This window comes from Pseudoalteromonas phenolica (assembly GCF_044788725.1).
GTDB lineage: Bacteria > Pseudomonadota > Gammaproteobacteria > Enterobacterales > Alteromonadaceae > Pseudoalteromonas > Pseudoalteromonas phenolica_C.
Genome location: NZ_CP173161.1, coordinates 1,187,425 through 1,211,280, shown reverse-complemented (window position 1 = coordinate 1,211,280; position 23,856 = coordinate 1,187,425). Strand labels below are relative to the sequence as shown.

21 protein-coding genes, 1 other RNA gene and 1 pseudogene are annotated in these 23,856 nt (G+C 39.4%); 10 read left to right on the top strand and 13 right to left on the bottom strand.

What is annotated here, in order from left to right:
• Positions 1-83: 83 nt before the first annotated feature.
• On the bottom strand, positions 84-695 hold the full coding sequence (locus ACH784_RS05660) for a TetR/AcrR family transcriptional regulator (RefSeq protein WP_404394040.1): 612 nt from the start codon (positions 693-695) through the stop codon (positions 84-86).
• Between the two features lie 172 nt (positions 696-867).
• Here ACH784_RS05660 and ACH784_RS05655 point away from each other — a divergent pair, with 172 nt between their 5' ends.
• Positions 868-1,962 carry an efflux RND transporter periplasmic adaptor subunit gene (locus tag ACH784_RS05655; RefSeq protein ID WP_404394038.1) on the top strand — a complete coding sequence of 365 codons (1,095 nt, stop codon included), beginning with the start codon at positions 868-870 and terminating at the stop codon, positions 1,960-1,962.
• 2 nt (positions 1,963-1,964) lie between these two features.
• Positions 1,965-5,012, top strand: a complete 3,048-nt coding sequence (locus tag ACH784_RS05650; RefSeq protein ID WP_404394036.1) for an efflux RND transporter permease subunit — start codon at positions 1,965-1,967, stop codon at positions 5,010-5,012.
• Between the two features lie 69 nt (positions 5,013-5,081).
• Here ACH784_RS05650 and ACH784_RS05645 read toward each other — a convergent pair whose 3' ends face one another.
• Positions 5,082-6,059, bottom strand: a complete 978-nt coding sequence (locus ACH784_RS05645) for an MDR family oxidoreductase (protein ID WP_404394035.1) — start codon at positions 6,057-6,059, stop codon at positions 5,082-5,084.
• Positions 6,060-6,392: 333 nt separating this feature from the next.
• Positions 6,393-7,037, bottom strand: coding sequence for a TetR/AcrR family transcriptional regulator (locus tag ACH784_RS05640; RefSeq protein WP_404394033.1), 645 nt, complete (start codon positions 7,035-7,037; stop codon positions 6,393-6,395).
• Positions 7,038-7,219: 182 nt separating this feature from the next.
• Here ACH784_RS05640 and ACH784_RS05635 point away from each other — a divergent pair, with 182 nt between their 5' ends.
• Positions 7,220-8,647, top strand: coding sequence for an alpha-amylase family protein (locus tag ACH784_RS05635; RefSeq protein ID WP_404394031.1), 1,428 nt, complete (start codon positions 7,220-7,222; stop codon positions 8,645-8,647).
• Positions 8,648-8,715: 68 nt separating this feature from the next.
• Here the strand turns inward: ACH784_RS05635 and ACH784_RS05630 are convergent, their stop codons facing one another.
• A complete protein-coding gene (locus ACH784_RS05630) occupies positions 8,716-9,114 on the bottom strand; it encodes a hypothetical protein (RefSeq protein ID WP_404394029.1) in 399 nt (132 codons plus the stop codon).
• A gap of 146 nt (positions 9,115-9,260) precedes the next feature.
• On the opposite strand from ACH784_RS05630, the gene ACH784_RS05625 reads away from it, so the two are divergent.
• On the top strand, positions 9,261-10,034 hold the full coding sequence (locus ACH784_RS05625) for a MipA/OmpV family protein (protein ID WP_404394028.1): 774 nt from the start codon (positions 9,261-9,263) through the stop codon (positions 10,032-10,034).
• Between the two features lie 38 nt (positions 10,035-10,072).
• Here ACH784_RS05625 and ACH784_RS05620 read toward each other — a convergent pair whose 3' ends face one another.
• From ACH784_RS05620 to ACH784_RS05600, 5 genes are all read right to left on the bottom strand, one after another.
• Positions 10,073-10,465, bottom strand: a complete 393-nt coding sequence (locus ACH784_RS05620; RefSeq protein WP_404394026.1) for a hypothetical protein — start codon at positions 10,463-10,465, stop codon at positions 10,073-10,075.
• Positions 10,466-10,629: 164 nt separating this feature from the next.
• Positions 10,630-10,845, bottom strand: coding sequence for a hypothetical protein (locus tag ACH784_RS05615; RefSeq protein WP_404394025.1), 216 nt, complete (start codon positions 10,843-10,845; stop codon positions 10,630-10,632).
• Between the two features lie 204 nt (positions 10,846-11,049).
• A complete protein-coding gene (locus ACH784_RS05610) occupies positions 11,050-11,868 on the bottom strand; it encodes a DODA-type extradiol aromatic ring-opening family dioxygenase (protein WP_404394023.1) in 819 nt (272 codons plus the stop codon).
• Positions 11,869-11,913: 45 nt separating this feature from the next.
• Positions 11,914-12,477 carry a YceI family protein gene (locus tag ACH784_RS05605; RefSeq protein WP_404394021.1) on the bottom strand — a complete coding sequence of 188 codons (564 nt, stop codon included), beginning with the start codon at positions 12,475-12,477 and terminating at the stop codon, positions 11,914-11,916.
• An 86-nt stretch (positions 12,478-12,563) separates the two neighbouring features.
• On the bottom strand, positions 12,564-13,091 hold the full coding sequence (locus ACH784_RS05600) for a cytochrome b (RefSeq protein WP_404394019.1): 528 nt from the start codon (positions 13,089-13,091) through the stop codon (positions 12,564-12,566).
• A gap of 151 nt (positions 13,092-13,242) precedes the next feature.
• On the opposite strand from ACH784_RS05600, the gene ACH784_RS05595 reads away from it, so the two are divergent.
• The 3 genes from ACH784_RS05595 (at position 13,243) to ACH784_RS05585 (ending at position 16,136) form a co-directional block, all read left to right on the top strand.
• Positions 13,243-14,151: a LysR substrate-binding domain-containing protein gene (locus tag ACH784_RS05595; RefSeq protein WP_404394017.1), complete on the top strand. Its 909-nt coding sequence runs from the start codon at positions 13,243-13,245 to the stop codon at positions 14,149-14,151.
• 100 nt (positions 14,152-14,251) lie between these two features.
• Positions 14,252-15,253 (top strand): winged helix-turn-helix domain-containing protein, encoded by a 1,002-nt coding sequence (locus ACH784_RS05590; protein ID WP_404394015.1) that lies wholly within the window; start codon positions 14,252-14,254, stop codon positions 15,251-15,253.
• Between the two features lie 121 nt (positions 15,254-15,374).
• Positions 15,375-16,136: a DsbC family protein gene (locus ACH784_RS05585; RefSeq protein WP_404394014.1), complete on the top strand. Its 762-nt coding sequence runs from the start codon at positions 15,375-15,377 to the stop codon at positions 16,134-16,136.
• 98 nt (positions 16,137-16,234) lie between these two features.
• Here ACH784_RS05585 and ACH784_RS05580 read toward each other — a convergent pair whose 3' ends face one another.
• Both ACH784_RS05580 and ACH784_RS05575 read right to left on the bottom strand, forming a co-directional pair.
• A complete protein-coding gene (locus ACH784_RS05580) occupies positions 16,235-17,056 on the bottom strand; it encodes a hypothetical protein (RefSeq protein ID WP_404394012.1) in 822 nt (273 codons plus the stop codon).
• 784 nt (positions 17,057-17,840) lie between these two features.
• Positions 17,841-18,104, bottom strand: coding sequence for a hypothetical protein (locus tag ACH784_RS05575; protein ID WP_404394010.1), 264 nt, complete (start codon positions 18,102-18,104; stop codon positions 17,841-17,843).
• A 553-nt stretch (positions 18,105-18,657) separates the two neighbouring features.
• Between ACH784_RS05575 and ACH784_RS05570 the strand changes: the two genes are divergently transcribed.
• From ACH784_RS05570 to ACH784_RS05560, 3 genes are all read left to right on the top strand, one after another.
• Positions 18,658-20,406, top strand: coding sequence for a hypothetical protein (locus tag ACH784_RS05570; protein WP_404394008.1), 1,749 nt, complete (start codon positions 18,658-18,660; stop codon positions 20,404-20,406).
• 13 nt (positions 20,407-20,419) lie between these two features.
• Entirely contained in the window at positions 20,420-20,731 is a 312-nt protein-coding gene (locus tag ACH784_RS05565) for a hypothetical protein (RefSeq protein WP_404394006.1), read from the top strand.
• Between the two features lie 455 nt (positions 20,732-21,186).
• On the top strand, positions 21,187-22,863 hold the full coding sequence (locus ACH784_RS05560; protein ID WP_404394004.1) for a hypothetical protein: 1,677 nt from the start codon (positions 21,187-21,189) through the stop codon (positions 22,861-22,863).
• Positions 22,864-23,411: 548 nt separating this feature from the next.
• On the opposite strand, the pseudogene ACH784_RS05555 reads toward ACH784_RS05560, so the two are convergent.
• A pseudogene (locus ACH784_RS05555) lies at positions 23,412-23,598 on the bottom strand (endonuclease); the annotation flags it as partial.
• Positions 23,599-23,726: 128 nt separating this feature from the next.
• An RNA gene (gene ffs, locus ACH784_RS05550) (signal recognition particle sRNA small type) lies at positions 23,727-23,823 on the bottom strand.
• Between the last annotated feature and the right edge of the window lie 33 nt (positions 23,824-23,856).

The window sequence follows — 23,856 nt, the reverse complement described above, 5'->3', positions numbered from 1 at the left end:
TTTGATTTTAGGCAATAAATTGAATACCAAAACAAAAACGCCTTTTAGTGCGAGCGCTAAAAGGCGTTTTAATATTTGTTAGCTTAAACTTCGTAGTAGGCCAAGAAGAAGTCGATGGTATCTTCGGCCAATTTAGTGATCTCTTGCTCAGTCAATGGCTCTGCTTGATGCAAAATTTGCGGCCAAAATGCTTGGCCTTTTAATAAGCTCACTAACTGCTCGTGCGCTAAACGTGGCTCAGCCTCTTTTATTTTGCCATCCTGCATGGCCGACTTTAACCATCGGATTGTTGTCGTTTCTTGTTCGAAAAACTCGCCAATGTTATCGACAAATTTGTCTGGGTTGAATAAACACACCCCCATCGCAACGCGAATAAGCTCATGCATTTTTTTGTCATTCATGAACTGAATTTCTTTCACCACCAGCTCATGAAGTTGCGCTTTTACAGGGGTCGTCGCATCGTAAGGAAAGTCGTGATTTACGAAGTTTTGGCTCCAAATATCTTTAATTATTTCAGTAACTAAAGTCTCTTTATTTTGGAAATGGTTATACACGGTACGCTTCGACACGCCAGCAGTTTCGGCCACTTTGTCCATGCTGGTATCGCTCACCCCATACTTTTGAAACGCCTCTACTGCGCCATCCACTATGGCTTCACGCTTAAGCTCACTACGTGTTTTTTTAACTTCGCTCATAACTCACTCTCAGATATCTGACAGGGTTATTTTTACACTAATTAGTTTACTTTTCAATTTCCACCAGTAAACTACACCGTATAGTTTACTTGCTAGACTGCCAAGTCCGTTTAATATTCCAGCAGCAAGCAAGTCAAAAATTTAATTTCACTTTTTGGCGAGCCTATACAGTATGAAACTTAATGCTTTAGTTAATCTAACAACTCTCAAAGTCACGACTGCATTTATTATGACAATCGCAATGACGTCTGCCCTCACCGCTTGCGCGCCTGCCAACGAGCAGCAAACAGACACGCAAGTTGTACAAACGGTAAAACTTGCCCCTGTTATGACCAACGCAAAGCAATATACCCGCACTTTTCCTGCTGAAGTTGCGGCAGTTAAAACCATAGATTTAAGTTTTGAAGTGTCAGGTCGTCTTATTAATACCAAGCTGCAAACTGGATCTGTGGCGAATGAAGGTGAGATTTTGGCGCAAATCGACCCAACTCTTTTCAAACAAAGAGTGCAAGAAGCCCAAACGCGATTGAATCAAGCTGCAAGAGATTTAAAACGTATTGAAGCGACAGCTAAAAATGGTTTGGCTTCACAAAGCCAATTAGATAATGCGAAAACTAACTTTGAATTAGCTGAAATAGCCCTAAGTAAAGCTGAGCAAGACTTGAGTTACACCACGCTTTCGGCGCCATTTAATGCACAAGTATCTGAACGCTTAGTCGAAAACGGTAACTATGTAAAAGCTGGCGACATCATCGCCAAGTTGCAAGATGTTTCGCTATTTTACTTCAACGTGAATGTGCCTGAACGCCTTCTTAGTCGCTACCAACAAGGTAGTTTAGTCAAAACTGAAGCCCATATTATTTCTGCTCCAGAAAAGAAGTATGAACTTACTTACATAGAGCATGCCACGCAACCTGATCCCATCACACAAACATACAAAGTCGTATTTGCTGCACAGGTCAGCGACAACAGTTTAACACCTGGTGCTCGCGCCATTGTTAAAGTCAGTCTTGAAGACAATGCAAACGATGATGTGATGTTAGTGCCTTTTAATGCACTGCAAGGTAGTAACACTGACGGCTTTCATGTTTGGGCATACGACAAAGCCAATTCAACCGTGCAAAAACGCAGCGTCGAGGTACTTAAAGTTGATGACAATATGGCTGCCATTGCTAAAGGTTTAAATAAAGATGATTTAGTGGTTGCAGCAGGCGCACCGAAAATGCGTGAAGGCTTAGCGGTAAAACCGTATAAAGCGGAGCTATAACCATGGATATCGCACGTTATGCCATAAAAAATCCAGTCAACATCTGGTTGCTGGTGATCGTATTTTTAGTCGGTGGTGCCGTTGCCCTTGGTAAAATTGGTCGCTTAGAAGATCCCGCCTTTACCATTAAACAAGTGCAAGTAGTCACGCAATTTCCCGGTGCCAGTGCCGAGAAAGTAGAGCGCGAGATCACCGAGCCTTTAGAAATTGCATTACAGCAAATGCCGCAATTAAAGCGGTTAACCTCAATTTCTAAGCCAGGCATTTCTGAAATTTCAGTCGAAGTGCAATCACATTTTGATTCTGATGTACTCCCCCAAATATGGGATGAACTCAGAAAGCGCTTAAGAGATGCAGCAAAACAATTGCCTACGGGCAGCCACGCACCCAATGTGTATGATGACTTTGGTGATGTATACGGCATGTATTACGCACTCAGTGCCCCTGATTTTTCTCTACATGAGTTACGTGAATTTGCCCGCGTTATTCGTCGCGAACTGTTAGTAACAGAAGGCGTTGCAAAAGTGCAAGTGAGCGGTGTTCAGCAAGAGCAATTAGTGGCTTATATCAACCCCTATCAATTATCTGGCTTAGGGATCTCTTTTCCTGATCTAACCAGATTATTACAAGAAAACCTGCAGCCATTTAACGGCGGGCGTGTTGAAGTGGAAGGTCGTCAACTTCGTTTAGTTGTTGAAAACCCGGTTGATCACATTGAAGAAATTTATAATCTCACCTTAGTCGTACCAGGGACGAATCAGTCAATTAAAGTGCGTGACATCGCCACTCTTAAGTTTGAGCCAGTCGACATTCAACCTGTTCTTATTCGATATCAAGGTCACGATGCTATCACTTTAGCTGTGTCGGCCATTAACGATGTGAACATTGTTGAAGTGGGCCAACGTGTTAACGATAAAGCCAATGAATTACTGACAAAATTACCCGCAGGGATCACCCTCACGCCTATTTATGATCAAGCAGCTATCGTCGATGAGTCAGTAAAAGGCTTTATTAATAACTTGGTGCTATCGGTTGTGGTTGTAACACTGACCTTGATGCTATTCATGGGCTGGCGCTCAGGCGTGGTGGTTGGCTCTGTACTATTAGTAACCGTCATGGGCACGGTGTTAATTATGTGGTTAATGGGATTACAGTTAGAACGTATCTCGTTAGGCGCGATGGTTATCGCGATGGGTATGCTGGTTGACAATGCCATCGTGGTTGCCGAAGGTATGATGCTGCGCATGAAGCAAGGTAAAAAAGCTGCTGAAGCTGCAAGCTTTATTGTTAAAAGAACACAGTGGCCATTACTGGGCGCAACCATTATAGGGATCGCAGCATTCTCTGGTATTGGTTTATCTGACGATGCGACTGGTGAATTTCTGTATTCTTTATTCGCCGTTGTTTTAGTGTCTTTAATGCTGAGCTGGGTACTCGCCATCACAGTCGTGCCGCTGTTTGGTAAGTACTTTTACAAAGTTGAACAAAACCAAGCTGACCAACAACAGCATAGTGCATTTTACCGTGGCTATGAAAAAGTACTTCGTGGTGCGCTTAAGTTCCGCTGGCTCACCGTTGCTGGCTTATTCGCAATCACAGTTGTGGCATATGGCAGTTTTGGCTTAGTCAAACAAGGTTTCTTTCCGCCATCAAATGCGCCATTGTTCTTTGTGCATTATTGGGGCCCGCAAGGCCAAGATATTCGTGAGACCACCCGTAAAGTTGCGCTCACCGAAGCACTGATTTTAGAGCATGAAGAAGTCGAGTCTGTTACCAGTTTTGTTGGCCGAGGAGCAGATAGATTCACCCTAACTTATGCGCCTCAGCAACCAAATGAAAGCTATGGCTACTTCTTGATACGCACGCACAATCGCGATGAAATCGACGGTCTGATCCAAAAGCTCAATAGCAGCATGCCTGAGCTCGATTTAAACGCCGATTTTTATACTGAGCGTATGCAATTTGGCCCAGGAGGCAGTGCAAAGCTCGCGGTTAGATTCTCAGGCCCAGATGCCGAAGTGCTACGAGAGCTTGCCGAGCAAGCCGAGTTGCTAATGATAAATGACGGGAAAATTAGAGATATTCGTCATAACTGGCGTGAAAAAGGTCTTGTACTGAATGCCCACTATGACTCTGTCAGCGCAGGTATTGCTGCAGTCTCACGTAACGATTTCGCACAAGCTATTCAATATGCATCAAATGGACTTGAGTTAGGAAAATTACAAAATGGTGATTACAGCTACTCAATCAAAGCCAAAGTGGCCGGAGTTGAACAAAACGATATCGAAGCTATTGAGAACAGCCAAGTTTGGAGTTCATCACAGCGCACTTATATTCCCTTTAAACAGGTTTCAAAGGGGGTTGAATTAGAAAATGAAGAAACTCTTATTCATCGTCGAGATCGTGTTAGAACTATTACCATTTCGGCAGAGCCAGGCTTTAACGAAACCGCTGGTAAAGCGTTTGCCCGCATTAAGCCACAAATTGAAGCCCTACCATTACCTGATGGCTATAAAATTGAATGGGGTGGCGAGTACGAATCATCAAGAGACGCGCAAGAAGCCCTAGGCACAGGTCTGCCAGCAGGTTTCTTAGTGATGTTACTCGTGTCTATTTTGCTATTTGGTCGAGTGCGTCAGCCGCTTATTATCTGGCTTGTGGTGCCAATGGCCGCAGTAGGTGTGGTAACAGGCCTGCTCGTCACTGATATGCCGTTTGGCTTTATGTCACTGCTCGGATTTTTAAGTCTATTTGGCATGTTGATCAAGAACGCCATAGTCTTACTCGAAGAAATTGACCTGCAAATTGCCGAGGGCGTTGACCCTAGAGAAGCGATTGTTTCAGCAAGTAGCTCGCGTTTACGTCCTGTCGCACTGGCTGCTATCACCACCATTTTAGGTATGGCACCACTATTGAGCGATGCGTTTTTTGCGGATATGTCAGTGACCATCATGGGCGGTTTAGCATTTGCAACCATCTTAACCTTGATTGCAGTCCCTGTGTTTTACAGTCTGTTTTATCGGTTAAGTTATCGTAAAACCGCGTCTTAATGGTCGTTTAATTCCCAACAAAAAGGAGAGCATCACATTCGCTCTCCTTTTTTTAGTCGCTAAAAACAATTAAAGGGTAACCACCACTCGCCCTCTCACCTTGCCTTCTAATAGTTTTGAAGCGGTTTCAACGACTTCATTTAAACCAATATCAGCCGCAACGGCCTCAAGCATATCTGGTTCGATGATATCTGCTAAACGTGACCAAGCTTCTATTCTGTCTTCAAGCGGACGCATTACACTGTCGATACCTGTAAGCGTCACCCCCCTTAAAATGAAAGGCGCTACAGTTGCTGGAAACTCCATGCTCTGCGCCAAACCACATGCAGCCACAACGCCACCATATTTAATACCTGCACACACATTCGCTAGAGTGTGACCACCCACAGAATCAATGGCCGCAGCCCACCTTTCTTTGCCAAGTGGTCTACCCGGCTCAGATAACGTATTACGATCAATCACGTCACTTGCCCCTAATTTGGTCAAGTAATCTGATTCGTCCAAGCGACCCGTTGAAGCAACCACTTTGTAGCCCAGCTTAGCTAATATAGCGATGGCAAAACTGCCAACACCACCATTTGCTCCCGTAACAAGAATATCGCCTTTTTCAGGCGTAATGCCCTGCTTTTCAAGAGCCAAAACACATAGCATAGCGGTGTAACCGGCTGTGCCAATTGCCATGGCTTGTTTCGCAGATAAAGACTCAGGCAAAGGGATCAACCACTCACTTTTTAGTCGCGCTTTTTCAGCTAAGCCGCCGCAGTGTGCTTCACCAACACCAAATCCATTTAATAGTACTTTGTCACCAATTTGGAATTTATCAGAATCAGATTGCTCAACCTCACCAACTAAATCTATACCAGGGATCATCGGAAAAGTACGAACGACGGGCGCTTTACCTGTGATTGCCAATGCATCTTTGTAGTTCAACGTACTATGAGACACGCTTACAGTGACATCTCCTTCAGGTAAAACCTTGTCATCAATATCAGTAACAGACGCCTGATAACCTTGTTCATCTTTATTGATCAAAATACCTTTAAACATCGTTCGCTCCTAATTTAGACCGGTTGTCTATAAGGGCCTGTGATCCTTTTCCGTCCGAGTTTTGCTCTCTCTGAGCGAGCTTTGAACGCGACGCTCGGTTTGATGCTTAGCGAGCTAAGTACAAATCGAGCAACAATGTGCAAAGTTTGCTCAGAAGAGCCCTTTGGGCAGTGTTTGACTGGCATTTCTACTGCGTTATCGCAAGACTCACATGGAAGAACCATGCTACGCTTGCTCTGCGGGGCAGCCCCCTGCCTTGTATAAAAACCAGTCAAACTTCTGCAAAAACGAACTTAAAAGGTTAACAGGCCCTCAGTTAAATTTTTTTAAAACTTACTTATGTGAGGACAATGAAATCCCCATTACAAAACACTTAAAATAATTATCGAGTGGTTTGACCGAAGCCTCTAAACGAGCACGGCTTACAGCGCCTTCCCAACCAATCCAAAAATACTCAGCAAGCTGCGCGGAATCTGCGTTTTGTGCAATTTGACCTTGTTTTTTAGCCTCTTCTAAACATACCGCGACTTCACATTGCCAAGTTTCAAATATTGCCACCAACTCTTTTCTGAAACTGATGGGTAATAAATCTACCTCTTGCCCCAAATTACCGACCAAGCAACCGCGTTTAAAACTATGCTTTTGCATACCTGACTTGGCATCTTCGACAAAATTACTCAGTCTTGACAGAGGCGCTTCATTACTTTGCGCTAAATGTCTGTTTAGCTTTTTCAAAAAATACGCTGCATAACTTTCAAGTACGGCCAAACCAAAGGCCTCTTTGCTACTGAAATAATGATAAAACGAGCCCTTTGGTACACCCACTCGTTTTAATATTTGTTCAATACCTGAAGCGGCAAAGCCTGATTCTGTTAACTGCTCAAGTCCAGCTCGAATTAGCTCGGCTCTTGTATCTTGATTTTCACGCGCCACTTTGGGTGGGCGACCTCGTCGAGGTTTTGCTGCTTTTTCATTCATTTTTATATATTAGACCGATCGTCTATAAAAATACAATATGCCGCAATATCGACTTTAGCCGTATGCGAAAATGTCATGTTTTATCTATGAATACGTATGCATAACATTTCATTAACCTCAATAATATGTGAATTTTATGTTTCCTATTTCAACACGCAAGGATGGCGATAAAAGGTACACATATGACAACAATGATAATGAAAAACTCAAAACCACAATTAAAGTTAGCCACACTTTTACTTGGTGCTGTCAGTTTTCAAAGCAGTGCTGATGTAATTCTGCATGCGTTTAACTGGCGCTATGATGACGTTGCGAGCAAGGCACAAGAAATTGCTTCGCTTGGGTATAAAAAAGTACTCGTCTCTCCTGCTTATAAATCGACTGGAGATGCATGGTGGTCTCGTTATCAGCCACAGGATCTTCGTGTCATCGATAATCCATTGGGCGATACCAATGATTTTAAGGCCATGGTGCAAGCGCTTAAAGCGCAAGGTGTAGAGACTTATGCCGACATTGTGTTTAATCATATGGCAAATGAGCAATGGAAACGCGCTGATCTTAACTATCCGGGAAGCGAAGTTTTAGCCGATTACGCCGCTGATATTAACTATTACAACGACATTACACTATTCGGGGATGTTAAAGATGGTTTATTCGGCGCGGGTGATTTTCACGGTACATACGACCAAGGTGGTCCGAAATGTATCAGTAATTACAATGACGTTGGCGATGTACAATACAACAGACTGTGCGGCGCTGCCCCCGATCCTGGCCTACCCGATTTAGACCCGAACAATTGGGTTGTTACTCAACAAAAAGCGTATTTAAATGCGTTAAAGCAAATTGGTGTAACGGGCTTCAGAGTTGATGCCGCAAAACACATGACCAACTACCATATTAATGCCGTATTCGATGCTGACATTAAAAAAGATACCCATGTATTTGGTGAAATTATAACGACTGGTGGTTCAGGTAGCGGTGATTACGATAATTTTTTAGTACCTTACTTGGCACAAACAGGCCACTCAGCTTATGACTTCCCTCTGTTTGCGCAGATCAGAAGCGCATTCAGCTTTGGCGGTTCAATGAGTCAGCTTGTTGACCCTGCAGCCTATGGTCAAGCATTGGCCGGTAACAAAGCCATTACGTTTAGCGTTACTCATGATATTCCACTCAATGATGGCTTTAGGTATCAAATTATGGATGCCACTGACGAAAAACTTGCCAACGCATTTGTTTTAGGAAGAGATGGTGGTGTACCGCTGATGTATTCGGATAATAACGAAAGTGGTGATAACCGCTGGAATAACCTTTACAACCGTGAAGACATTAAAGGCATGCTTAAATTCCACAATGCCACGCAAGGCAGTAGCATGCAGGTACTAAGCCACAATAGCTGTATTTTATTATTCAAACGTGAGCACAAAGGCGTGGTTGGTATCAATAAATGTGGTACTGGCCAAGATATCTGGGTAGATACGCAAGCCGATAATTTATGGTGGCACCGCAACTACCGAGACACATTAAGTAACGATGTGCAAAATATCTCGAGTCAATGGCATAAGTTTTATCTACCAGCCAGAACAGCAAGAATGTGGCTGATGGAATAGCACGATTGCTAATAATTCCCTGTTAACAAATCAAGGTCGCCAAAGCGACCTTTTTTATTTCTTAACACTTATTTCAATAGGTCAAATAATAAATCTAGTCCATTGATTTTATCTGCAGTATTTAAAACACGAATATCACGATTGTCTCTGAAATTATTTAAAAAATCTTTTAACTCACCTTGCTTAAACCAGGCGCCAAAGCAGGTATGGCAGTAGCTAAAGTGACTATTTTCAAAGAAGTGACGATGCAATTGACCACAGCCAGTCGGGCAACTTAATGCTGTTGTTTCTTTCACCTGACTTTGTACTTGGCCGACAAACGCCATGTAATCAAACTCTTTAACAGTGCCAATTGCTTTTAAAAACTTGGCGGGTAAAAAGGCCCCATGACACTGAGAACAGCCATACCCGGTATGAACTTCGGTTAAGTCATATTCAAGTTTTACATTACATTGGTAACACTGCATACGTTACTGCCTTATAAATTCTCTCATGGGATACCAATCAGATAATACATAAAACAAAAACAGGTACAAACATAAAAAGTGTCATAACACTGATCTAATGTTTGTTTTCAACCATACTGGTACTCTGACAATCAAAGGACATCAACATGCTCAGAATTATAAAAGCCTTAGCACTTGCTTCATTACCTGTATTTTTCTCTGCAAACACATTTGCTGACGAGCGTGGGGATGTACGCGCTCAACTTGAACCCAAAGGTTACTTGTATGGCATTGGTTTAGGTTTAAGCCAAGAAATCTATAAAGGTTACAACCGCCGCGTTATTCCTCTGCCTATATTAGGCTATCGCGGAGAGAAACTATCAGTTTATGGTCCTTTTGTAAGTTATGAGTTGTTAGAGCTAGGGGATGTTGAGCTTGAAGTACAAGCTTCACCAAGGTTTCAAGGCTTTGACGAATCAGATAGTGACATCTTCTTAGGTATGGAAGAACGTGATTTTTCAATGGATCTCGGCGCGTACTTAAAATATGAGCGAGATAATTGGAAGCTGAGTGTTGGCTTTTTACGCGATATCTTCAATAAATCTGACGGCCTAGAATTAAAAGCCAAAATTGCCAAAGCCTATAAATTTGGGCCCATATTTTTTGAGCCAAATTTATCAATAAGTCATTTAGACAAAAATCATGTTGACTATTACTACGGCGTGAGAGACTTCGAAGTCACACAAAGCAGAGCTTTATATCAAGGCGATAGCGCAATAAATCAGTCAATCGGATTTTCAGTGTCAACGCCAATATTTTTTGGCGGTTTCACACAATTAGCCATTGATTACACCATGTTTGACAGCAGTATCACTGACAGTCCGTTAGTTGAGCGCGATAATAACTTAAGTATGAGATTGCTATTTAGTAAGTTTTTTTAGTCAAATAGATACTTTCAACAATAAAGCAGTAGATTAACTTACTGCTTTTTTGATTTAGGCATAAAATACTGCTCTAGTTTTACGTTTCGAGCCGCATTCTCGACTTGTTGACGCTCACTTTCTGACAACACTTTATATCCTCGCGGATATGGCCAACCATAGCCCCAGCGAAAAGGCGTAGGTAAGTATGGACTGCCTCCGACTCTAACACCTGCCAACATCATGCTAGCGATAATAGGCTCGCCCACCTCTTTAACACATTGTTTTAATCGCGCGTCAGATTGTTCTCGTTGCATTGCTGTACCACCCTGCCAATAATCAAAATCATGAGCGACACAACAAGTTAGCCACAATTCTTGCTGCTCAACAGTACCATCGGGAAACAAACTACATCCATCGCTTGTAAATGGCTTTAATTCAGTCGTACTCAAAGCTATTGTGCTGAAAAACAATGTGAAAAATAAAAGGCCTTTTTTAAGCATAATATTATTAGGTTAGATTAAAAACAGGGAGGAGTTTAAATGAATTTACGCCACTAGTCTCATAACAGACATGTCCTTGGCGATGATCAAAAAGGACTATCGACTAAACACACTTACCCTTTGAAGTGACTGTAGGCATCTCCAACAGTAAAATGGCCGCTTTCAAGTCGTTTTACAAGTTGCTGCTCTTCAAGGTCATTAAGTACTTGATACAGCCCGTTACCATAAGCATTGATACTATCTGCAGACAATAAATCTACTGGCTCAGGAAAGTGCTGACTGACATCACTCAACACCAACCGAACCATCAGTTTCTCTACTCTATCCATATACTTACCCTCAAAAAGAATCAGTGTGATTAAAGTAAATACTACTTTGCATAACATAATGCCATGAGACGTCATGCTGAACTGCAAATTTAAATTAGCGGAGAAAGATAGAAATGGGAAGAAAAATAAGTCAGTTTTTTTACATCAAAAAAGCGCCTAAATTGACGCTTTTATAACCTTACATCTCAAAAATTTTTAAGTCTATTAATTTAAAAGACTATTTTCGAACCAAGCAAACATGGTTGAGTATCGATTCAAAATCTTAACGTCTAATTGCTCATCAGCAGCACTATCAGCTAAGCCATAACAGACATGCAGTGGCATTAAGTGCTCTTCGCGTGGATGACAAAACCTTGCATGGGGCGCACTTTCCCAATCTAAGAGTCGGCTTACTCGCATACTTTCATCAAGTGTTTTATTACTTACTGTGTCTCTGAGCCAAGTCTCAAATGCCAGATTTTTTTCATCAACTTCTCTGTCACCTTGCGAGAAAAAAGCACGCATATTATGAAAAGAGAACCCAGAACCAATCACTAATAAATTGTCATACGCTAGTGACTGTAAAGCTTTACCAATATTAAGGTGTAAGTTCGGCTCTAAACTCTTTGCCAATGAAAGCTGCACACAAGGAATGTCAGCCTCAGGAAACATGATTTTCAAAGGAATAAACATGCCATGGTCAAAGCCGCGTTGCGCATCGAGTTGATGTTCAATGCCCGCTTGCGCTAACGCTGTTGCCACTTCAGATGCCAACTTAGGCGAACCAACACAAGGATATTGGATGTTATATGCCGCTTCAGGAAAACCATAGTAGTCATAAATGAGCTCAGGTATCTCCGAAGAGGTAATGGTCGGCACTGCTTCTTCCCAGTGGGCGCTTATCAACAAAATAGCACTTGGCTTTTCAATATTTTTCGCCAATTTCTCTAGTGCATTTACCATTTCTGTGTGGCTGGGGTCACCCAATAAAGGCATCGGCCCGCCGCCGTGAGAGATAAAAAATACATTGCGTTTTGTTTTCATAGCACACCACCGAGATCAGACTAATCGTGAGTTAAAACTCGTGTATTATTTACGAATACCTTCAACATGTAAGTCGAGCATCACTGTTGTTGGGCCTAGCACTTCTTTCATACCATAGTCTGCTAAACGAATTTCAGTGGTACCAGAGAAACCAGCTCGGTAACCGCCCCAAGGATCTTTACCTTCACCAATTTTTTGTGCATCAATGACAATAGTCTTAGTTGTTCCGTGCAATGTGAATGCGCCCTGCACTTCTAGTTTACCATTACCTTTGTCGATAATTTTGCTGCTTACAAACTTCGCAGTTGGAAATTTACCCACATTTAAAAAGTCATCACTACGTAAGTGCTTATCACGCTCTGCATGATTTGAATCGATACTGGTAGTATCAATGTTCACTTCAATTTTTGCGTTGTCATAGCTTTTACCATCATAGTTAAAAGAGCCCTCAAATGTGTTGAATCGACCCGTTAACCAAGACACACCTAAATGCGATGTTTTAAAGTTAATAAAAGCATGGGCGCCTTTGGTATCTATCACGTACTCAGCAGCACTTGCCGTTGTTGATAGCGCACCTAAAATAGCCGCAGTTAGAATCATTTTTTTCATTGTAATCTCCTGTTTAGAAGCCAAAATATTTAATAAGTTAAGATGAATGCATGTAATTTTTAAGAAACTTACCTATGTGAAGTCTCTTAGAGCATCCGCTTCAATGTATTGTCTTTGTCTATGAAATGATGTTTTAGGGCAGCCAATGCGTGTAATAGAACTAACCCCACCAAACCATAAGCACTGAATTTATGAATGAGCCCAGCGGTATCGGCTTGTTGTGAAAAAAGCTCCCCAAAGCTTGGCAATACAAACCAGTTAAACACTTCAATACCGCGACCATCGGCCGTTGAAATTAAGTAGCCACTGACACAAATCACAATAATCAGCAGATATAAAACGATATGCGCAGCTTTTGCCATAAATTGCTCAAATGCATTACCCACAGCATTTGGACTTATGTTACTTGCCTTCCAACATAATCTGGCAACAGTTAATAGCAGCAACAGTACACCGACACTTTTGTGAATAAATGGCGCGGTTTTATACCAATCGCTGTAATAGTTCAGCTCTACCATCCACCAGCCGGACGCAAACATGCCTATGACGACCACTGCAGAAACCCAGTGCAGGCTTTTAGCTACCCAACCATAGTTTTGTGTCGTGTTTTTCATTCAAATCCTCATTCGCTTGTTAACTTAATCAACAAACCTCTCTTTCAATGCTGGCTATATTACTATGACGATTTTTTATGATTAAGTGGGGCTATGTTGTATTATTTACAACGTTACGTTGATAGTTGGTTATTAATTGAGGGTTGTGGTGATGATTAAAATTGAATTGCTCAAAGTGTTTTTAAGCGTTGCTGACGAAGGCAGCTTTACCAAAGCGGCCGAAAAGTTAGAGATGTCGAATCAACTGGTTAGTAAGTATATTTCGCAGCTAGAAGCACACCTAAATGCCCGTCTATTCAATCGCACGACTCGAAAAGTAAGCCTCACTGAAGCGGGCGAAAAGTGCCGCCAGCACGCAAAACAAATACTAGAAAATGTAGATAACTTAGAAGCACAATTTGGTGAGTTGCAAACAACGGTCACAGGTACTTTGAATATCAGTGCGCCTGTTTCATTTTCGACTTTACACCTATCGAAATTCATCAGTGTATTTAGAAAAAAGTACCCTGAAATAGAGCTCAACATTCAGCTTAATGACCGTAAAGTCGATGTGATCGAAGAAGGTTTTGACGTTGCGCTACGAATTGGTCAATTGCAAAGCTCTTCTTTGGTTGCTAAGAAAATAGCGCCTGTACGTTTGGTCTTATGCGCTTCTCCTGAATACTTAATGCATAATGGCACGCCTTCGCACCCGAACGAGCTCAACCCTAAGCACTTTTTGCATTACAGTTATTCTAGCTATGACAAAACCGACAACCTACTTTTAAGTACCCTAAAATCAATAAGTCAAAACAAACACCCTACTATCATCTCGAATAACGGTGAACTGCTCATGGCCGCAGCTATCGCTGGAGAAGGTTATTTGGTGCAACCTACATTCATTGCAGGTCAGGCACTCAAAAAAGGTGATTTAAAAATATTCTTAGAAGACTATGAACCTGAGCCCATTGCGTTATATGCGGTTTATCCACATCGCAAACTGCTCTCTTCAAAAGTAAGAGTCTTTATTGACGAACTCAGTGAATTTTTTGGTGAAAAGCCGTATTGGGATGAGTTTTAATTTCAACGACACCTAAATTGATCAGAAAAGAGCGGTAATTTGCTAACTTCATAATTAACCTTTATAAAGGCCTTATGTCAGTATGCTTTAAGGATAACTTGTGGCAATTTATCAATTTTTAGAATTTACCTTTTGTGATCAAAGCTATCAATTACGCCACTCAGGTAAACCCATTAATATCCGACCTAAAACAGCACAAGCAATAGAGCTGTTTATTAATAACCCTCAGACTCTGATCACCAAAGATGAATTGCATACTGCATTATGGGGCAATTCACAACACCAAGATTACCGCCTCTTTCAAGTGATCAGCGAAATCCGAAAGCTCGCACCCAATAAAAACCTTATTCGCACTCAGCCTAATCACGGCTATTACTGGCTAGCCCCTACCAGTAAACTGGCAGCCAAAAAACCAAATAGCATGACGAACTATGCCATAGCAGCCAGCTTAGCCATTTGTAGTTTAGCCACAACAGCACTAATCATTAAAAACAACGATACAATTGAACCAGAGATACAGACAGCTCTAAGCAGTTATACACATGCAGTAAATGCGTACCAGTTAAAAGAGTACGAAACAGCACAGAAATGGCTGCACTTCAGCTTACAAGAAAACCCTCACTCTCAAGAAGCTAAGTTATTATTGGCTGAGATAAAATTAAGCCAGCAACAGATAGCGCATGCACAACAATTGGCACATGAGCTTATCATTGAAAATGAGTCACAAAGTTACTATCGAGGCCAAGCTCTTTCATTGCTAAGCCGAATAGCAATGATGCAAAACAACTTTAATGACGCCCTTGATTTTGCCATTCAAGGAAAAGAATCTGTTGAGCAAGGTCTTGCAACATGTAGTGCGCAAATGTTTGAACAACAAATAGCTGCCATCGTTAAACAACAGCAAGGCAAATCACTTTCAGTGACTACTCGTATTGATAATCAGGACCTTAAAGCTGAATCAGATAATCTTGAAAATACCGCAAAAAGTAACGAACATGCTCAGCTTTGCAATGAGCTTAAAGATTCAGTTACTTCAAAGGTCGAGTGCAAAAACAGCGATTATATCGCTCAACTATTTCGCTCAAGACGATTCATAACCTAGCCCAATACTTTGAAAAGTATGCGAATATATATATTTATAGAAGTTTAGAGGTGTTTATACTGACATAAAGTATGCCATTCATTTTATAAAAGCACTTACTTAATAATTTAGTGAGCGTCTAATGAAAGCATTATATAAAGCATCTATCTTAGTCATCGCGGCTTATGTCATTCTTATTTCAAAAACTGTGTCTGCAGATGCTGCAACTCCCTCTTTGTCTAACACGATAAATCCAATTTTAAATTCAAAATTAAAGACTCTGCTAGGTCCAGATGAAAAGTTTGAGATAGCCCCATTTAATGACGCGTTTGATCAAGTCACAGTCAACAACCAAGTTATGCTTGCCAGCAAAGATGGAGGTTACTTATTTTTTGGAAAAGTAATCGATACTTCGACCCGAGCCGATATGATGGAAGTGGCAAATCTGCAACATAGGAAAACACTCATCTCGTCTATACCCAGAGAAAAGCTACTCACTTATTCAGCCAAAGAACAACAGCACCGGATCACTATTTTCACCGACATAGACTGTCCTTTCTGCCGAAAGCTGCACACTCAAATTAAAGACTTAAATCAACAAGGCGTAACCATTGATTATGTCATGATCCCAAGAGGGCAAGTTGGCAGCAAAGCTTTTACTAAAACAGTTAATGCTCTATGTGCTACAAATCCACAGACGGCCATGGATTCTGCAATGCATAGTGGGTACTTTGAGTCTAATACTCAGGCTTCATCTGAGTGTATTAATAACCTCAAAACTCAACAAACCTTAGCGCAAGCCTTTGGCTTTAGCGCCACTCCGACCATTTTGTTTACCAATGGAGAAGTTGTTGCCGGTTTTATTAATACTCAAGCACTACTGGCACGTTTGAAAAGTTTATAAAACATTTATAGAAGAACTAAGAAGAAATAGACCATAACCTAGAAAAGGTTAAAGAGCAGAAAGAATGCGCTATGTGAGCGCATTCTCAATACAATTACTTAAATCTCGATTTCATCGACATTTTGTGCAATCTTTCCCCCAAGTTTTGTGACTATTTTGTCTCTTACCTGAGAGTAAACTTCTTCATTTAACACCGCACTTTCCGTGCCTTTAAAGATTTTAGTCTCCGAGCTTTTAAACTCAAAAAACAACACCTTGGTAGAGTTTTGTGTGCTATCAAAATAAAACGCTCCCAAATTAACTGCTACATCGCCATCAGCTTCTCTGGCGCTTGCAATTTGAAAGTTTCCGTTACCTTGATGGTGAGAATTACTATCAAATAATACTAGCTTGCCGTCTTTATCAGATAACGCTTCTAGCGCTTTTAATGTCTCTTGTACTACCGCCATTTCGTTTTCTGACGCAATAGCTTTTAATACATCAAGAACAACTTTATCGACAGTAAATGTAGAGCCTGAGACTTGATATTCAGAGAAAGAAAAACCTTGCGCAACCCAACCAATTTTTTCAAGGGTATCAATATAAAACTTATACCAGGCTTCGGTATCTTTGTATCTATCATATTTTTTGGTCGCCGCCAGTTGCGCTAGTAGCGTCGAGTTCAACACATCTTTTTTGTGCTGAGCGCTGATGCCATCAACAAAAGTAACCAAGCTACCGTTGTTAACATACGCCCCTTTACTGTCAGATTCGATATCTTTATTGGCAGCGGTAGAGGTAACAAAGTTAGCGACTTGCAAAGGCACAACTGGCTCATGCAACTCTAAAGAGTCCATAAAGTCATGTGCTTGCTGAATTTTTTCCATTGGTGCTGGATGGGTGTTTTTTAATACATCCGGGTTTGAAACTTGATCGTTCATAAAATCATCCTTTTAAGTTTTTAAACAACTCGAATTCACATTGAAATCCATTTCAAAGCTAGTTAAGGCACTTTAATTTGTCGATTACACAGGGTTACACCTACTGCTTAGATTAAAAATGTAGTTATCTTTAGGTCTATTTACATCTGCCTTTTACGCGAAACAAACCAAAGACTTAGGCCCCAACCAGTCCAGCTTATTTTGCTTGGATCTATGAAAACAGAAGAAATATTAAAAAGGATTAATCAATTTTAAATATGATGATTTAGCATGAAAAATGACTGATGCAGTAAATAGGAATGATTATGTGTGTTATTTAGATTGTGGCTTGGAGTGATGTTTGAAGCATAAGTTGACATAAACAACAAAGTTACTTCAATCACTTAAAAATAAATTTGAAGTATAAGTTGACATAAAATTGAAGCGTAAGTCTGCAAAAAATAACTTACTTAATAAATTTCCTTTGCCCTTGCTTAATGCCAGACATGGTCGTTAAGCAATTTAAACTCTTGCAAACCCTAGTATCCAAACAGCCATCGTGTAGCGACGAAATCAAGCTTTAATGTTTACCCAATTAGATTCTTTGCCTGATAGCATATTTTCATACATCTCAGCATGTTTGTCAGAATATTCATCCCAAATCTTCCAGCACTTGTATTTTTTGTTCATCAGTCGCATGACAAGCTGAAGCACTACATCACCAAACAAACCTCTTTCATGCATCCGACTGATTAATAACCTATATTCTCACTCTGGCATAAACTTAACAATAAGCTCTCCATTTTTATGTATTTAACTCTGATGTGTTCCTCATTTTGCCCATTGAGGTAACCATGAACCAATTGATTTCTATAATCTTGTATAAAATTCGTTCTTCTTCAGTAAGAGCACTCCATAGCTCGATAATTGAATCAACGAGTTCGCAAGATTGTTTGCAATAACGAACCAAATGAAGCTGATTCTTAGAGATAGCCTCACTTTTGAAGCCATCTATTTTCTTGCGGTGTGATAACACCACATCAAGTAATCCAGTAAGTAGTAAAAGCATAGCTTTTGTAATCAAAGGTCTATCGCCTTGGTATTTGGCTGATATCAGATATACCTCCCAATTATTCGTGCAAATATAGGGCGTATGAAATAGAGTGTAAATTTTTATTAATGATTTTAATATTTTGATTTTTTGTTTCCATTAACTATCACATTCCTCGTTAATTGAGGCTCTTCCTGTGGGCTAACTCCCGATTAACGGATAAAAATTGTGAGCTAAATATTGAGCGAAGCGAACAGCCCGCAAATTTTATCTCTGTTGAACTACTTATATAATCCGGAGAATGTTTACACATATAATATTGATTCATTAGTGCACTAGCCGTATTAGGCATACCTAAAGCTGCTGTGTACAGCCAGTTGCTTTTCTGGCTTGCTTTACGTTGGTTATTCCATAAGTAACTTAGCTAAAAGCTTTAGTAGCTAAGACTTTCTTAGTATTAGGAACTTTTTGATACTAAGAAACACTTAGCTTTGTAGGGAGGGGTAACTTATATTTATTAAACTCCTAGTGATTTTGTTATGAAAGATATAAGATAAGCTCTTAAAGGATAATGCAAATTAAAAAAATGAAATTTTCTCACCATATTCAAAACTACTTTCCTAACTTTAAAGTTTCTCTTTTTAAAACAATTAATAATAAAAACTTATCCCTTACCTACTCCGTGCCATCTAAAGCTGAAAACTTAAATGAAATTATCCAGTGGCCTACAAATATATTTCTTATTTTGTACACACTGGTTGATTATACAGATAAATACCGTTTGTTAGTTGCCCCTCAAAAGCATTTCAAATGGGACCGAAATAACTTAAATACCCTCAATTTATTAGCAAAAGAATGGGATACCTTTTTTGGGGGGAAACCGCTCGCTCTAGGAAGTGTATTAATAAAGCATTTAAACGTAATCTTCAAAAGAAAGAACTTTAATCAATGTGTATATGATCTGATTAATTCAGACTCTGGATTTTGTTCTTCGCTATTCTTTGTACTTCTTTCGATTGACCGAGCATTTGAAGATAACAATCTAAAAAAGTTTGATTATGATGAGCTAACCAATATTGAGGTCGCTTTGTTAACTAGAATGGTGATGAAAGACTTATATGATAGCTCACCTAAAAATAGTGAGATTGCTCTTGAGCCAAACATTGCAGATAATGATACAAGGTATGGATTTGTATCTTTTAAAAGTTTAGTACCTCAATCTGGCTTAACAATTAATAACCTCTGTCAGAACTTAACTTTTATAAAACCAAGCGTTAAGCCACAGATTGTATACAACAATACAAAAAATAATTCCAAAAGATATAATGTACTTTTACTTCCTTGGCCATATGAAATTAGGGATGAGTACTTTTCCTCTTCCAAAGTAAAACCAATAGAAACTGATAACTATTTTGATTTTTTTAGCTACGAACCAATGGAGAATTATTCAGAGCTTTCAAAAAGCTTCATGTCAGCAATAGTCACATGTATGAAGAGGGTAGGACAAATAGACTTAATTGTTTTGCCTGAGTGTTCTTTGTCACAAGTTCATTATGATAGGCTTAGAGATCTTCTATACGAGAAATTTAAAGACAATTCACCTTCTCTTCTTGCGGGTGTTTATGGCAGAACACCTGAAGGGGTTGGAATAAACAAAGCTGTTCTCTCGTTTATAGGGGCATCAGGGGACTTTGATTATATATCTCAAAATAAACACCATCGTTGGTTTTTAGATAGAGATCAAATACGAACATATAACCTTGCAACACAGCTAGATCCAAATAAGAAATGGTGGGAAGATATTGGAGTATCAAGGAGAAATCTAGTTATTCTCGATACATCAAATGGTGTAAAATTGTGCCCCCTTGTATGTGAAGACTTAGCTAGACAAGAGCCTGTTGCCCAAGCTGTAAGATCTATAGGGCCAAATTTCGTTATTAGTTTACTTTTAGATGGTCCACAGCTTGAAAATAGGTGGCCAGGAAAGTATTCTGCTGTATTATCTGACGACCCAGGTTGCACAGTTTTCTCTGTTACTCCCCTCGGCATGACGCTTCGTTCGACTGGCTCAGGGTTTTCTCCTAGCCGTGTTGTAGGCTTATGGAGTGAGCCAAACAAGCCTTCAGAACGTATAGAAATACAAGATGAGGGAATAGGAGTTCTTCTCGAACTTAGTTTATCTGAGACTCAATGTTGGTCCATTGACGGTAGAGTAGAAAATAAAGTAATTCCTAAGAAAGAATTTCATACTACAATAAAAGATGAGTATTCTGACTTGAATTCCTCGTTAATCAGAACGATTTTTCTGAAAAAATCTTAAATGGAGATCTAAAATGAGTTTATCGCTACATGAAAAGCAATTTTTACACTCCATCATTGAGCTGATTGTAAAAAATAGAAATCTTGCTCAAGATGTTTTGCAGCACGCGCAAAATCGTAATGGAGAGTATTCTAAAACTCTCCAAAAGATTTTACCTATTTTAGAGACTTTAGAGGAAATCAATAAAGAAGATATTGAGAATGATTACTCATTTTTACTAAGTAGTGCTGCCGATAGCATCGTTGATAGCGAGGTAAAAGCAGTAGTAAAATCAACTATTAAAAGCTCAGGGCTTCCTTCAAGACAAAAGGCTATTCATACTTAGTTACAAACTAAAAAAATCAAAACTTTAATATCTTACAAAGTTTTTCTCTCTTTAATTACTTGTTTTAACAAAAGGATCTTCACCTGAAGATCCTTCACAAATAAAGTTAGAATAACCTTTTACTTCAGCCCCTCAATTTCTGAAGCGTTTAACTCAAACACATTGTTTAATTCAGGGCGAAATGTTTCAAGAACCAAACTAAGCTGCTTTTGATTTAATATTTTAAATCATTAATTAGTGGATCTGTAAGTGCTTAGTCCAAAAGTTTTTCAGCTTTCGAAAACATCCACATGAAATTGCAAATAATGCCAATACTGTCTCCTCTTTAGCTAAATCAGGCTTTTCTGAAAAAGGCATTTTATTTGCTAAACCAATCTGAATCGCTCATTATTTGAACACATCTTGTTTTTAGATTAGATTTAATATTGCTTTTTAGTTATCAATAAGGAAATAAAGTGAATAAGTTTTTAATTTTAATTGTATCTATGCTATTCGGAATAGGAGGATGTGCTTTCGCGCCAAAAAATCCTGCTTCTCATAAAGTTGAAGTGGAAGAACACCTATTACGAGTGAATAGGAATGGCTATTTAATTCCTTCTGATTTTGCAATGCAAAACCCTCTATCTAGAGATTCTACCAAAGCTTCGCTTTCTTTTAATGAAGTCGAAATTAAATATACAAAAATATGGGAGCAAGCAATTAGTTTAGCATGTTTGAAACAAACTAAATTCAAACAAAAGCAATGTTTTGATTCCTTTCAATCTTACTTTCTTGATCCAAATAATGATAAATATTTTAGTAACTCAGAAGGAGAAGCAGTTAAAGACACTCCTATAAAACTACTTGTTTATTTTCATGGTGGGTTAAACACGTACTCAGACAGTGATGAGCGAGTTGAAAACCACGTTTCTTACATCGAAGATATAAAAACTAACTCAAATACAAACCCTGATTGGCATTACCCTATATTTGTGTCATGGCCTTCAAATTTGTTGGGAACTATTGGAGAGCATTTGTTATGGGAACGAGAAGGCAGAGTAACATCTACTGGAACTGGATTAATATCCACGCCATTTATTATTTTTGAAGATGTCGTTTCAAGTATTGGGGAATTACCATCAAACTTTTATTTCCAATTTACAAATGACAAAGATCGATACGCATCAGGAACAAACTTATCTAAATATTTAACATCTAGTATATGGGAAGAGGCTTATTACAAATATCAAAACCTCAACTTCCAAGAGCCTCTTACCTCTGATTATCTTAGATCTAAATATCACTCAGGGAGGCTAAATAGTGATATGAAAAATATTGCGATTAATCGTAGTATTTATTCTAGATCAGGGTTTAAACATAGAGCCGAAAGTGCAGGGACATTACTATTTACCCCTTTTAGATATGTAGTGGGTAGTTTATGGAATGGAGCTATTGCAGCAAACTCTTGGGACATGATGAAAAGACGAGCTAGAAGTATGTTCTATCCTCATGGGGACTTTGACAAAAGGATGAAGGCACAATCTGGAGAACACTTAGGTACTTTCTTTGAGTTTATTCTGAATAAAGAGAAAAGTTACCCGGCCTTGGATATTGAGCTTACTTTAATTGGTCATAGTATGGGGACGATTGCCATCAATAACCTATTATCTAAGTATAAACAAGATTGGGAAGAGACATCAATTTTAAAAGATATTGTATACATGGCCGCAGCAGCGAATATCAATGATACTTTATCTATAGTCCCTACAATACTGCGTAACAATATAAATGACATTGGTTTTCATAATTTAACTCTAAATAGGGTTGCTGAATCAGCAGAAGTTTATGGGTATGGTTTGCTTCCGTCAGGTTCACTTCTAGTCTCAATCGATAAATATCATGATTCACCTGAACACCACCTATTGAGAACTATGGGTACTGAACTTAATGTACATTCATCGCTAGATGTTATTACAGAAGCTTTTTCTGGAATGACAGATCCCGTAAGTTTTAAAAGCTTTAATAGCATTAATCACTCTCTTCCCAAAAAACACGGTGATTTTGGTTGCATACTTTATTGGAAAAGCTCAACATGGGATATAAGAAACGAGGAAGGACATACCCCAAAACCGGGTGAAGAGCTTTGCGAGTAGCTGATTGACAGATTAATATTTTAGAATATTCCAGCTCTTAATTTCTATAAGAGCTGGAGCCTTTATTTTCTTTCTATAATAAAATTGAAGCTTAACAGTTTTATAAAAGCAGTAGATATAAGAAACAAACCTTATTTCATTTCTTAGCACAGTTTTCAAGAATCCATACCCGCTTTTAATCAAAGAACCTACTAGCTGCTTACAAAATCAATAATTTGCAGTGTTGTGGGATTTAAATCACGCTCCACTGGCTAAAATCATTCCACAACGCAGACAAACCAAGCACGCGTTGTTAGTTTCTTGATAAAGTTTTATCCACTTAAGTCTTTGTTGAATTTCACCGTTTATGACACTCAGATATAGAAAGGATCTCTATGAATCACACTAATAATGCTATGCAAATATCAGCTTTTGATCCGCTCTGAATAGATTAAGTAACATCCTTTACCTGAGCCTTTTATTGTAACTCCCTTAAAAAATGTCAGTTTTGTAGAACTAAATGAGCTAAATTAGTTTTATCAGGTTACATTCTACAAGTGGCTATTTGTTTTACCCTCAAAGTCATACATAAAACCAATAGGTTGTGCTTCAAAGGCTTTTATCTTGGAAGAATATTCGAAATGAAAACAGGCATCAAACTCTAAAGAGCTTTCAACTAAAAGCGTTTGGCTTTTTTTGACTAGCAAATTTAAATAGGTTTTTAACTCGCGAGTGCTTTATTTTACGTCTGATCATAATCAAAACCTAAACGGCTTATGACTAGAAAATAGACTATGACAGCTTATTGTTCAAATTATGACAAGAATTAGTTCAGATATGACAGCTTATGGTTCAAACATCAAGGAGAAATATTTGGGTGGTAGTCTTATCAGCCACATCCCGGCACACAAGTCATCCGCTGTGGCTGCTCCCTTCCGGGCCTGACCAGGTTCACGAACTATTGTTGCGAGAGGACCAATAAGACCACCATAGAGGGCCTTGTTTGGCGCGGGA